This is a genomic window from Huintestinicola sp., assembly GCF_051882455.1.
In the GTDB taxonomy this organism is placed as follows: Bacteria; Bacillota; Clostridia; order Oscillospirales; family Ruminococcaceae; genus Huintestinicola.
The window spans coordinates 48,648-61,736 of record NZ_JBJERV010000004.1; the positions used below are offsets into that span (position 1 = coordinate 48,648).

At 47.1% G+C, this 13,089-nt stretch carries 10 protein-coding genes; 9 read left to right on the top strand and 1 reads right to left on the bottom strand.

The window, feature by feature from the left end:
* The first annotated feature begins 161 nt into the window (after positions 1-161).
* From ACI4J0_RS00620 to ACI4J0_RS00650, 7 genes are all read left to right on the top strand, one after another.
* Positions 162-1,535 carry an alpha/beta hydrolase family protein gene (locus ACI4J0_RS00620; protein ID WP_439763879.1) on the top strand — a complete coding sequence of 458 codons (1,374 nt, stop codon included), beginning with the start codon at positions 162-164 and terminating at the stop codon, positions 1,533-1,535.
* On the top strand, positions 1,507-1,983 hold the full coding sequence (locus ACI4J0_RS00625) for a LytTR family DNA-binding domain-containing protein (RefSeq protein WP_439763880.1): 477 nt from the start codon (positions 1,507-1,509) through the stop codon (positions 1,981-1,983). Before ACI4J0_RS00620 ends, ACI4J0_RS00625 begins: the two co-directional genes overlap by 29 nt.
* Positions 1,980-2,429, top strand: a complete 450-nt coding sequence (locus ACI4J0_RS00630; RefSeq protein WP_439763881.1) for a hypothetical protein — start codon at positions 1,980-1,982, stop codon at positions 2,427-2,429. Before ACI4J0_RS00625 ends, ACI4J0_RS00630 begins: the two co-directional genes overlap by 4 nt.
* A 393-nt stretch (positions 2,430-2,822) precedes the next feature.
* Positions 2,823-4,529, top strand: a complete 1,707-nt coding sequence (locus ACI4J0_RS00635; protein ID WP_439763882.1) for an extracellular solute-binding protein — start codon at positions 2,823-2,825, stop codon at positions 4,527-4,529.
* A 96-nt stretch (positions 4,530-4,625) separates the two neighbouring features.
* Positions 4,626-5,567 (top strand): ABC transporter permease, encoded by a 942-nt coding sequence (locus ACI4J0_RS00640; RefSeq protein ID WP_439763883.1) that lies wholly within the window; start codon positions 4,626-4,628, stop codon positions 5,565-5,567.
* A 158-nt stretch (positions 5,568-5,725) separates the two neighbouring features.
* A complete protein-coding gene (locus ACI4J0_RS00645; RefSeq protein ID WP_439763889.1) occupies positions 5,726-6,559 on the top strand; it encodes a carbohydrate ABC transporter permease in 834 nt (277 codons plus the stop codon).
* 120 nt (positions 6,560-6,679) lie between these two features.
* Entirely contained in the window at positions 6,680-8,572 is a 1,893-nt protein-coding gene (locus ACI4J0_RS00650; protein WP_439763884.1) for a substrate-binding and GGDEF domain-containing protein, read from the top strand.
* Positions 8,573-8,778: 206 nt separating this feature from the next.
* Here the strand turns inward: ACI4J0_RS00650 and ACI4J0_RS00655 are convergent, their stop codons facing one another.
* Entirely contained in the window at positions 8,779-9,642 is an 864-nt protein-coding gene (locus ACI4J0_RS00655) for an AraC family transcriptional regulator (protein ID WP_439763885.1), read from the bottom strand.
* A gap of 355 nt (positions 9,643-9,997) precedes the next feature.
* Between ACI4J0_RS00655 and ACI4J0_RS00660 the strand changes: the two genes are divergently transcribed.
* Together ACI4J0_RS00660 and ACI4J0_RS00665 are read left to right on the top strand one after the other, a co-directional pair.
* On the top strand, positions 9,998-10,912 hold the full coding sequence (locus ACI4J0_RS00660; protein ID WP_439763886.1) for a hypothetical protein: 915 nt from the start codon (positions 9,998-10,000) through the stop codon (positions 10,910-10,912).
* Between the two features lie 37 nt (positions 10,913-10,949).
* A complete protein-coding gene (locus tag ACI4J0_RS00665) occupies positions 10,950-13,028 on the top strand; it encodes a glycoside hydrolase family 3 C-terminal domain-containing protein (RefSeq protein ID WP_439763887.1) in 2,079 nt (692 codons plus the stop codon).
* Positions 13,029-13,089: the final 61 nt, after the last annotated feature.

Genomic DNA, 13,089 nt, shown 5'->3' on the forward strand with positions numbered 1-13,089 from the left:
TATAGCTCCGGGTGTATATTGACAAACTCCGCAACGCCTATTATAATAAAAATCAGTCATTCTGCATTTCACAGCGGATAATTGCATTTCACACGTCATAAGCTTGATTCTCCCTTTCGTTGCTGTTATAATCAGAACATCAACATAAAAGGAGAGCTATTATGAACACCATCTTACTTATTTTACTTTGCATTTTTGAAGCAGCCTTCGCATTCACGGCAATACGCCGCAGAGCGGATAAAAAGGGCTGGCAGACGGGCAGACTTATCTGCAGCGGGGGTCAGCTGGCATTATTTCTTATTATGCTCATCGCCCCGGGGATAGATATGAGCTTCCGTTTTACGGGGCTGTTTATCCTGCTTGTGCTCCGCATTATCATTGCCTTTATCGGCATGATGATAATAAGAAATAAAGAGGAAAAAAGCAAGCACCCCGCAATGATGATACTCAGTGCGCTGCTTTCGGTACTTCTTATCTCGGGCAGCCTGATACCGTCTTTTGTGATAAGCGATTACAGCGGACTGCCCGTTTCGGGGGAATATGAGATAGCAGAGGGAAATGCCATTCTCATTGACCAGAGCAGGACAGAAGAATTTGAAGCTGACGGCTCAAAGCGTGAGGTACCCGTTTATTTCTACTATCCCGCAAATGCCGGCGAGAACGAAAAATTTCCCCTTGTCATCTTTTCCCACGGCGCATTCGGATATAATCAGAGCAATTTCTCCACCTTCACCGAGCTTGCGTCAAACGGCTATGTGGTCATAAGCACAGAGCACCCCTATCATTCTCTTTTTACAAAGGATACCGGCGGAAATACCATAACCGTTGACCCCGAATTTTTAAACAGCATCGCTCTCATCAATACAGAGGGCACCTCCGAAGAGACTATATTTGAATTATCCTCCCGGTGGGTGAAGCTCCGCTGCGACGATATTGATCTTGTGATAAATTCGGTAAAGTCAGCTGCGGGCGAAAGCGCACTTCCCGAATACTGGTACACAGAAGAAGGACAGAATGAGAATATCCTCGCCGCACTTTCTGTGACCGATACCGAAAAAATCGGAGTTATGGGACATTCCCTGGGCGGAGCGGCTGCTGTGTCTCTGGGCAGGACGAGAGACGATATAAGCGCAGTCATCGACCTTGACGGAACAATGATAGGAGAGGTGCTGGGCGTTGAGAACGAGCGGGATATCATAAACGAGGAGCCTTACACCACTCCCCTTTTATCCTTCGATAACGAGGAGCATCATTTCTCCGCAGAGCAGGCGAGAGCAGAAGATATCCCCTATGCAAACAATACCGTACACGATAATACGGTATGCGGCTACAGGACTTACATTCCCGGAACAGGTCATATGAACTATACCGACCTCCCCATGTACTCTCCCCCTCTTGCAGCAATGCTGGGAACAGGCACGGTGGACGCTTCCGAATGTATGATGACTGTAAACAGTATAACACTTGGATTTTTTGACAGGTATCTGAAAGGCGAAGGTGAATTTATTGTACAGGAATGCACCGACATATCATGATATGGACGTTAAAATCAGCAGGATCCCCGAGGACGAAAGGGAGCTTGTGGACATACGCTGCCACAAGGAAACCGACACCGTCCGCGAGATAGCAGCTTTTGTAAGCTCAAGGCAGGGACAGCTCACGGGAATGCTCGAGGGCAGGCAGTACGGCATCGGTGTCTCCGAAATACTGTATATCGAGTCTGTAGACAACAGGACGTTTATCTACACATCGTCAAAGGTATACGAATCAAAGCAGAGGATATACGAGCTTGAGGAGCAGCTAAAACCGAAGCATTTTCTGAGGATATCCAAAGCCGCACTTGTTAATCTTATGAAGATAAGCTCCGTAAAGCCCGCGCTGGGCGGACGTTTCAGCGCAGTTCTGTCAAACGGCGAGGAGCTTATCATCTCACGCAAATATGTGCCCGAGCTGAAAAGGACATTAAGGGGTGATGAAGTATGAGTTTCAAAGAACATTTAAGGTCGGTGCTGTCCGTTTATTTCATTGTTGCTGCGCTGATAAACGCGGCTACCTTCATTCTGGGAGAAATATTCCGCCCCGATGAAAAATTCGGATATGAAGCCTTTCTTTCTCCGCTTATCTATGCAGCTGTCGCTCTTATCCCTATGCTTTGTACGTACTCAAAAAAAGAGCTTACACTAAAGCAGTATGTCGCAAGAGAAATACTGCAGCTTATTGCGATAGAGATAATACTCATATTTTTCGGGCTGGGAAAACAATGCCTTGACCCCGAAGATCTCCCTCTTACCGCAAGCTTTGCTCTTTCCGTACTTATAATTTTCTGCCTTGTTCATGTAATAGGGTGGCTGCTTGACCTTGATCTTGCAAGGCAGCTGAACTCCGACCTGAAATCATTTCAGAGCAGATTTTCCGACAGACCGGAATGATATTTTTATCCGCAAAAAACCGAGGGGCTGTTGCTTAAAATAGCAGCAGCCCCTCGGTTTTTTAGGAGAAAGAGAAGAAATGAAGAAAGAATTAGCAATGCTTTTATTAGCAGTGCATTGATTTATTGGCAATTATTATTATAAACATTTTTCATAATGATTGCTATCCAAAATTTGCGGCTTTTTAATCATTTATTGCGATGATATTTTAACCTTATATGTCTATTTATCAAATATTGTTTAAACCATACGAGAATTTACCAATTTTTGCTTGATTTTGCCTTTGATATTTACAAATATAATCTATAATGCTATAATCAAATCATAAATCAAAAGCAAGATTTGGTTATTTTGGTCACAACATTTTTTAATTTAACTATGGAGGTTGGAAAAATGAAAAAAATCAAGTCAATCGCAGCTTTATCACTTGCTTTCCTTATGATGGCAGGAATGGCAGGCTGCGGCAGCACAGCAGGAGGAAACGGTGACGGAACAGCCGCAAACGCAGGCACATCTTCCGAAGGCGGCAGCACAGCTTCTTCGGGAGAGATAAAGGAATTTACAGCATTCTTTGCGGTTCCGGGAAATGAGCTGAACTCGGACAACAGAGTCCAGAACGTAATTGCCGAGAAGATCGGCGCAAAGTGCAAGGAAACATGGCTCACGGGTCAGACCGCTGAGGAGGCTATCGGCGTTATGATAGCAGGCGGCGAGTACACCGACTTTATCGTAGGCTCCAGCGGAAGCACAACTCTTATCGACGCAGGCGCACTTATCCCCATCGACCAGTACTGGGACAATTACCCCAACATCAAGAATTTCTACTCCGACGCCGAATGGAACCAGATCAGAAATGCTGACGGTCACATCTACATTATCCCTCAGTTCGGCAATGTTTATATGTACGATACAGGCACGATACATAACGATGAAGCCTTCTGGATACAGACAAGAGTTCTCGAGTGGGCAGGCTATCCCAAGATCGAGACACTTGACGAATACTTCGACGTTATCGAAAGATACATTGAAGCTAACCCCACAATGGAGGACGGAACTCCCAATATCGGCTATGAGATACTTACCGATGACTGGAGATATTTCTGCCTTGAGAATGCTCCCTTCTTCCTTGACGGTTATCCCAACGACGGCTGCTGCATAGTTGACGAGACCACACATCAGGCTATCGACTACAACACCACCCCCACCGCAAAGAGATATTTCCAAAAGCTCAACGAAGAATACAAGAAGGGCATTATCGACCCCGAGACCTTCACCCTCAACTATGACCAGTACATCGCTAAGCTTTCTTCCGGACGTGTCTGCGGTATGGTTGACCAGCACTGGAACTTCCAGGACGCCGAGAACGCTATCAAGCAGCAGGGTCTTGACAACTGCACATACGTACCTGTAGGCGTTGTTATCGACAAGGGCATTGAGGAGCGTTACCACAGCGAGTCCGCTCTTGACGCAACAGGCGGTATCGGTATCACCACAAGCTGCGATGACATTGAAGGCGCTATGAAGTTTATCGACGATCTTCTTTCTCCCGAGATACTCACACTCCGCAACTGGGGTCAGGAAGGCATAGATTACCTGGTTGACGAGAACGGTCTTTTCTACAGAAATGAGGAAATGCGCAAGAATGCTGTTGACCAGTCTTACCTCAATGCAAATATGTGTCCTTACTCCTACTTCCCCAACTATGAGGGTATGAACCACGACGGCATCAATGCCTGCAACGCAAACAACCAGCCCTCCGAGTTCTATGAGGCTCTCCCCGAACCCGTTAAGAAGTGCTTTGACGCATACGGCGTTCAGACCTACACTCAGATGCTCAATCCTTCAAGAGAAAATTCTCCCTGGTTCCCCATGTGGTCCTACTCCAATGCATTCACCACAGAAACTCCCTGGGGTCTTGCAAAGGTAAATATGGACGAGGTAAAGCATGAGTACCTTCCCAAGGTCGTTATCTCCGAGGATTTCGAGTCCGCATGGAGCGAATATCTCACAGTTTACAATGACAGATGCGATACCGAGGCATATCTCAACGCTCTTACCGAAGAGGTACAGAGAAGAATTGAGGTCGCACAGGGAAGCTGATAAGTCAGCTGAATAATACGGCAGTATAAGTCCGGCGGAACCGTTTCCCAAAAAGCGGTTCCGCCCGCTTACAATAAGGAGTGAGCAAAATTCGCTATGGGAAATCCTTTTAATGCGGAAAAGAAGCAGAAGATCAGTCTGAAGCAGCTCAAAAATCAGAAGGTACTGATCCTGCTTTCAATACCGTTTATAATCTATGTTATTATTTTCTGCTATGTGCCTCTGGGCGGCTGGCTTATGGCATTCCAGAATTATAAGCCCAAATCGGGTCTTCTGCACTCGCAGTTTGTGGGACTTGACAAATTCAAGTTTCTCTTCTCAAACGACCAGTTCTTAAAGGTCATCAGAAACACCCTTGCAATGGGCGTTATCAACCTTGTGCTGGGTACGGTAACGGCGATCCTTTTTGCCATACTGCTCAGCGAATTTCGGTTCAACAGGGGCAAGAAGCTTGTTCAGACTATCTCATATCTGCCCCACTTCCTTTCCTGGGTAATTGTTACGGGTATCGTTTTCGACGTTCTCTCCACCGAGAACGGTATCGTGAACGAGCTGCTCGTAAATCTTCATATCATAGACAAGCCCTTTAATTTCCTTGCCGACCCGAAGTGGTTCTGGTGGATAGTGGGATTTGCAAATGTCTGGAAGGAAACAGGCTGGAACAGTATCATTTATCTCGCTGCCATCACCTCCATAAGCCCCGACCTTTACGAGGCGGCTTCCATTGACGGTGCGGGCAGGCTTGCTAAAATTTGGCACATCACTCTCCCCGGTATCAAGCCCACCTTCTTTATCCTGCTCATTATGAACATAGGCAATGTGCTCAATGCAGGCTTTGAAGTACAGTACCTCCTGGGCAACGGACTTGTGCAGAGCGTTTCACAGACCATCGATATCTACGTGCTCAAGTATGGTATCAGCCAGGCGGACTATTCCCTCGGTACGGCGGCAGGTATCTTCAAGAGCGTTGTAAGCCTTATCCTCATCGTGATAGCAAATCAGCTTGCTAAGAAAATGGGAGAGGAACACCTATTCTAAAGGAAGGAGGCAGACAAGCTATGACAAACAAATACAAGGTCCCCAAGCAGATAGAGCATAATGTCAAATCTGCAAAGGACATCGGCAAGGGCAAAAACCCATTCCTCAGCCGAAGAACAACAGGCGACATTATTTTCGACACAGTTAACCTTATCATAATGATAGTTTTCACCATCACCATGCTGTACCCTCTTCTGAATACGGTGGCTGTTTCCTTCAATGACGGAACGGACGCTCTGAGAGGCGGTATCCATCTTTTCCCCAGAATGTTCACCCTGGATAACTACAAGGCGGTGCTGAGCAAGGAGCTTATGCCTACGGCGGCTAAGATATCGGTCCTCAGAACTGTTATCGGTACGGTCACATCTACATTCGTTACGGCTCTTCTTGCTTATGTTCTCAGCCGAAAGAATTTCATATTCAAAAAGCAGCTTTCACTGCTTTACGTTATCACGATGTACGTTTCGGGCGGTCTTATCCCCGTGTTCCTCGTATATAAGGCACTGGGACTCACTAACAGCTTTGCGGTGTACATTCTCCCCGGAATGGTCAGCGCATTCAATATGCTGGTGATCCGTACATATATGAATGGTCTCCCCGAAAGCCTCAGCGAGTCCGCCGAGATAGACGGCGCGGGACATATGACCATTTTCATCAAGATAATCTTCCCCCTCTGTATGCCTGTTATCGCAACGGTCGCTCTCTTTACCGCTGTGGGTCAGTGGAACTCCTGGTTCGACGCTATGCTCTACAACCGTATGAGCGACAACCTCACTACTCTGCAATACGAGCTGATGAAGCTGCTCAGCGCTGTTACCACCTCGGGCAAGGGACAGAATGCTCAGACAATGGAACACGCCAGCGGTATGGTAACGCCCACCTCTGTACGTGCGGCTGCTACGGTCATCACCTCGCTGCCCATCATCTGCCTGTATCCCTTCCTGCAGAAATATTTCGTTGCAGGTCTTACGATTGGCGGCGTCAAGGAATGATGAATATGAAAAAGCTGTCCGTTCGGGCAGCTTTTTTTAGCTTTTTGTATTGAAATTTATTCCACCATATGATATAATATTGTACAAATAATACAAATCAAGCGGAGCGAGATGAATAATATGATAAATTCACATAAAACTATCGGTGTATTTTTATGCGGCATCGGCGGAGATTACAAACAAGAACTGTGCTGTTCCATAAATATCGCTGCAAAAAGCTTCGGATTTAATGTACTTATATTCAACTTTATCGGCAGGATAGGCGAAAAATATGACGATTACGGAAGATACGAGGACAGGCTTCTTGACATTATCCCCTTCGACCGCCTCGACGGCATCATATTTGAAAACAGCAACATCTTTTCCGATGATATCAGGAAAAAAATTCATCGCCGTGTCGCAAAATGCAGCTGCCCCGTTGTTGTTATAAGCCAGCCCTGTGAGGATTTTTACGAGGTGCTGTTTGACAATAAGATCGGTATTACGGAAATGGTGGAGCATTTCGCTAAGCACCACGGATTTACAAAAATCGGCTATATGTCTGGTATCGAAGGGCACCCCGACTCTGTTGAAAGACTTTCGGCGTTCAAAGCCGCCATGAAGGATAACGGTCTCCCCGAGGAGGGCGAAGGGATATTCCACGGGGATTTCTGGTACGGCAGGAGCAAAGAGGCTGCTGACTTCTTTATTGAAAGGGGTGTGCCCCAGGCAATAATCTGCGCCAATGACCATATGGCGGTCTCGCTCTGCACAGAGTTTGAAAAAAGGGGCGTAAGAGTGCCCGAGGACGTATGCATTTCGGGCTGCGACGGTACTGACGAGGGAAAAATATTCTTTCCCCGTATCTCCACCATCGAAAGAAAGGTCTCCGACGCTGCATATGCCGCTCTTTCGATCATTGACGATCTGCTCAAAGGAAAAAAACGAGAAAGGACAGTCACTCTTCCCACAAGAAATAATTACGGATATTCCTGCGGCTGCTGCAGAGATAAGCTGAGAGACGAATGTGTTCAGAGAAACGGTATTCTTACCGGGTCGCGTAATTTCAGATATCACATTTATGACACAGAGGCGGCAATGCTTGAAATGAACCGGGTCTCCGATATCGGTCAGATAGCCGACACTTTTTCAAGATACTGCTGCAATTTCGGCGGCTTTGAAAAATTTTTCCTGTTTGCTTACTGCGATGAAAACGGAAATGTTTCATATGAAAACGCCTTTGACTCCCCTTCCGCTCAGACCTTGCCTGCCATATGGATGGATATGTACGGCACCTCGGAACGGCCCCGGGGCATTTTCCCCGTTTCCGAATTTCTCCCACCCGAGACAGGCGATGACACCTCCTGCTATTACATATCACATCTTCATTTCGGCAGCCACTGCTTCGGGTACAGTGCCATAAAAATGGTCTCAGACGAACCCTTCAACGAGTTTTACAATATTTGGCTCCTGAATATTGCAGTTTCGCTGGAGTCGCTGCTCCATAAAAATAATATCCGTCAGCTTATGCGGGAGCTTGAAAGCGAGAGCATCCACGACAAGCTTACGGGTATGCTCAACAGGCGGGGCTTTGAAAAAAATGCTCAGGCTGCCTTTGAAAAAGCAAAAAAATCCCCTGCCGAGGCGGCTGCCATTGTGATAGATATGGACAGGCTCAAGCACATAAACGATGTTTACGGTCACGCTGAGGGCGACTATGCGATCAGGGCGCTGGGACGCATAATCTCGGGCTGCTGCACCGAAAAAGAAACGGCGGGTCGAACGGGCGGCGATGAATTTTATATTTTTGCTCCCGATTATTCCGCGAAGAAGGCTGAACTTTTCCAAAGCAGGCTGATGGCGGGGCTCGATGAATTTAACCGCACCGAAAGCAAGCCTTACGTTCTGAGCGCAAGCTGCGGCGTTTATTTAGCGGACATCTCCGCACATTCCTCCCTTGAGGAGCTTCTCAAGCTGGGCGATGAGCAGATGTACGCTGTTAAACGGGTGAAACGCTCGGAAGGTGACAGGTAAAGGACAAAAGCCCGAAGGCTTTGCGGCGTGCAGAGGCTTCGGGCTTTTGTATGATATGACAACAATTCGCACTTTCATTTGTTTGTTTCTACAAAAATATTTTGATATACAGTTTTTACGGAAAAGGTATTGACATTTCAGAACGTTTGTGCTATAATAACTATACTCGCAAAAATATAGCTTTGCGAGTATGCGGGTCAGATATGTTATTTGAAGCTTTCCGAGGTTCCCGTTGTTCTGTAGAGCTTCTTGTATTCCGAGGGAGTACAGCCGTTTATGCTTTTGAACACTCTGTTGAACGTGGTGAGACTTGCAAAGCCTACCTGCATTGCCACGTCGGTTATGGAGCTGCCGCTTTCGAGAAGAAGCAGCTCTGCCGCTTTTATCCTGCGGCGGTTCAGGAAGTTTATAAAGGTGGTGCTGCTGTATTTCTTGAATATCCTGGAAAAATGATAGGTGCTGTAGCCTGCTATGCTTGCCAGCTCCTCAAGAGTTATATCGTTTGCATAATTCTGCTCGATGTATTTGAGTATAAGACGGAACTTGTCCGCATATTTTCCGCCGTCGTCATATTTTATCTCGCTGAGCTGATACTCCTTTACCCTTGCAAGCAGCGTTACCAGCTTTATGTAGATATATACCTCGGTCACATCGCTGAAATTGGAATAGAGCACATATATCTCCTCAAGGATATTGTTCATTGACCGAAGAAATTCCTTGTCATATTCCGAATTTATAAGCACAGGCTCGGACAGCACCGAGTAAAGCTCGGACAGAGCGGGGTTTCCGATAAGCGAATTATTGTCGCACTGAAAAATAAGCCTTCTGCCTGACTGAGCTTTCAGATTATGCATAGTTCCGCCCGGTATTATAAGGATATCTCTTTCGCAAAGCTTATAGTCCTTTCCGCCGCAGATCGCTTCAAAGCCGTTTGTGAGGGGCATTATTATCTCAATGGCATTGTGCCAGTGGAGAGGGTATTCTTCATTCTCGATATTGTCGTATAAAAGAACGCTTCGGTTCTGAACATAGTCAACTGTTTCAAAATCGCCGTTAAGATGTACGATCATATAAGCCTCACCTTTCTTCCGAAATTATAATGCATAAATTGATATGGCAGGGGGTATTTCCAAGAAAATATGCATAATTTTTTTGCGCAATCCTTTTACGATATTATTATAATAACACGTCTTGTAAAAAATTGCAATACTCATAAGCTGATTTTTGTAGGAATGTACAAAAGCGCGGTTGTAAAACAGCACAATATGTGAAACCAAAAACGCAAAAAACGGTTAGTAAATATCGGATGTTTGTTATATAATTTATACAAACAATACGTCCGATGAACGCCGGCGGAAAAAAGTCCTTCTGCCGCCCTGCGTTTCAGACGTAAACGCAGGCTTTTATGGAAGGTTGGTCATTATTATGAGCGTCAGCGTTTCTAAACGGCAGTACAAGAATTTCGGCAACTGCATTTTTCTGGACAACGGCATTATCTCCCTGGGCGTGACCGTTGATGTTGGTCCGAGGATAATTTATTTCTCCCTGAGCGGCAAGGAAAACGTTCTGTTTGAGGACATAAGCCGCCGCTTTACCGAGCCTGCAGGCGAATACGGCTGCTGGGTGGCTTACGGCGGTCACAGGATATGGTGCGCTCCCGAGGTAAATCCCGAGACCTATTATCCCGATAACGGCAGCGTAAGCTACAGCGTTTCCGAAAAGGAGCTTATCCTGACGCCCCCCGTTACCCCCTTCGGCAAGGAATTTACCATCATTGTTGAGATGGACGAGTCTGCGCCTGTGGTGAAGCTTACTCACAAGATAAAAAATATTTCCGAAAATGACGCAGAGTTTGCTCCCTGGTCGGTGACAAGCCTTTCCGACGGCGGCGTTTGTATGATTCCCGTTAATACCGACAAGAGAGGCTATCTGCCCAACAGAGTTATGAGCCTGTGGGATTATTCCGATATTTATGACAGCAGATTCAGAATGAGCAACTCCGAAGTCCGCATAAGGCAGGACTGCTTCATTCGAAAGGCTTTTAAAGCTGGCTTTAATCTGGAGGACGGCTTTGCGGCTTATGCGGTGAAGGATCAGATCTTCGCCAAATGCATTCCCGAATACAAGGACGTTTGCTATCCAGATTATTCCTGCAACTTTGAAGTATACACCAACAACCTTTTCCTTGAATGTGAGCTTCTGGGCGAAAAGCGCAGATATGCCTGCGGCGAGGAGGCGGTACTTACCGAGCAGTGGTGTCTTCTGGACAACAGCGGCAATGCCGAGCCCTCCGATATGATGGACGATATCGGATGCCGCATTAAGGAACTGATAAATTAAAATACGAAAATATTATCCGAAAGGACGGGTACTAAAAATGAAAAAATATTTGGACACTTCCCTCTCCCCTCTTGAAAGGGCGGAGGCTCTCGTTGACGAAATGACTGTGGAGGAGCAGGCAAGTCAGCTGAGATATGACGCTCCTTCCGTTCCGAGGCTGGGCATTCCTGCCTATAACTGGTGGAACGAGGGCCTCCACGGTCTTGCACGCTCGGGCGTTGCTACCATGTTCCCCCAGGCAATAGGTATGGCGGCTATGTTTGACACGGAGCTTGTGGAAAAGGCGGGAGACATTACCTCTGCCGAGGCAAGGGCAAAATACAACGCTTACACAAAGCACGGCGACAGGGACATCTACAAGGGTCTTACTCTCTGGGCTCCCAACATCAACATTTTCAGAGACCCAAGATGGGGACGGGGTCACGAGACCTACGGCGAGGACCCCTTCCTTACTGCCGAGAACGGAAAGGCATATGTGAAGGGTCTCCAGGGTGACAAGGAGGTGCTGAGGACTGCTGCCTGCGCCAAGCATTTTGCTGTTCACAGCGGTCCCGAGGCTATCCGTCACGAGTTTAATGCGGAGGCGACTCCCAAGGATATCGAGGAGACCTATCTTCCCGCATTTGAAGCCCTTGTCAAGGAAGCAAGGGTCGAAAGCGTTATGGGCGCATACAACAGGGTCAACGGTGAAGGCTCCTGTGCAAGCGAGTTCCTTATGGGCAAGCTCAGGGAATGGGGCTTTGACGGTTATTTCGTTTCCGACTGCTGGGCTATCAGGGATTTCCACGAGCATCACGGTCTTACGAAAAATGCGGTGGAGTCCGCTGCGCTGGCTCTTACGGCAGGCTGCGATGTGAACTGCGGCTGTACATATGTTAATGTGCTTGCTGCTCTTGACGAGGGGCTTGTTACTAAGGAGGATATCAGAACAGCCTGCGTTCATCTTATGAGGACCCGCATAAGGCTGGGTATGTTCGACGAAAAGACCGAGTATGACGATATCCCTTATGACATTGTTTCCTGCGATGAGCATAAGAAAGTATCTCTTGAGTGCGCCGAAAGGTCTATGGTGCTGCTGAGAAACAAGGGCATTCTTCCCCTTGATGAAAACAAGATAAAGACCATTGCCGTTATCGGTCCCAACAGCAACAGCAGAATTGCTCTCGAGGGAAATTACAACGGCACTGCGGACAGATACATCACCTTCCTTGAGGGTATTCAGGACAGGTTTGAGGGCAGGGTCATCTATGCGGAGGGCTGCCACCTTTATAAGAACAAGGTCTCGGGTCTTGCTCAGGCGGGCGACAGATATGCGGAGGCTTTGGCGGCGGCTGAAATTGCCGATGTGGTCATTCTCTGCGTGGGTCTCGACTCCACCATCGAGGGCGAGGAGGGCGACACAGGAAACGAGTTTTCTTCGGGTGACAAGAATGATATCCGTCTTCCCGAAAGCCAGCGTATCCTCGTTGACAAGATAATAAAAACAGGCAAGCCTGTTGTTGTGGTATGCGCTGCGGGAAGTGCTGTGAATACCGAATGCGACCCAGATGCTCTTATACACGCATGGTATCCAGGCTCCGAGGGCGGTAAGGCTCTTGCTAATATTCTTTTCGGTGATGTTAGCCCCTCCGGTAAGCTGCCTGTTACATTCTATGAAAAATCCGAGCTGCTTCCCGAATTTACCGATTACTCCATGAAGAACCGCACTTACCGCTATGCGGAGAATAATGTACTTTATCCCTTCGGCTTCGGTCTTACTTACGGAGAAGTAGTATGCACATCTGTTGAATACAAAGACGGCATTGCAAATGTAACTGCCGAGAACAGAGGAAAAACTGCCACCGAGGACGTTATTGAGCTTTACATCAAGGACTACAGCGAAAATGCTGTTCCGAACGTGAGCCTTTGCGGATTTAAACGAATCCGTCTTGAGGCGGGCGAGAAGCTCACCGTTTCAATACCCGTTCCCGAAAGGGCATTTACCGCTGTTGACGAAAAGGGCGAGAGAAAATGCTATGGCAGCAGATTTACCCTGTATGCAGGCACTCATCAGCCCGATGAAACAAGTGAAAAGCTCTGCGGCAGCAAGTGCGCCGAAACAGAGATCAATTTATAATTTTTATACATATGGAGGAAAAAACAATGAGCGAATATTTCAAGAACATCGGCAAGATCCC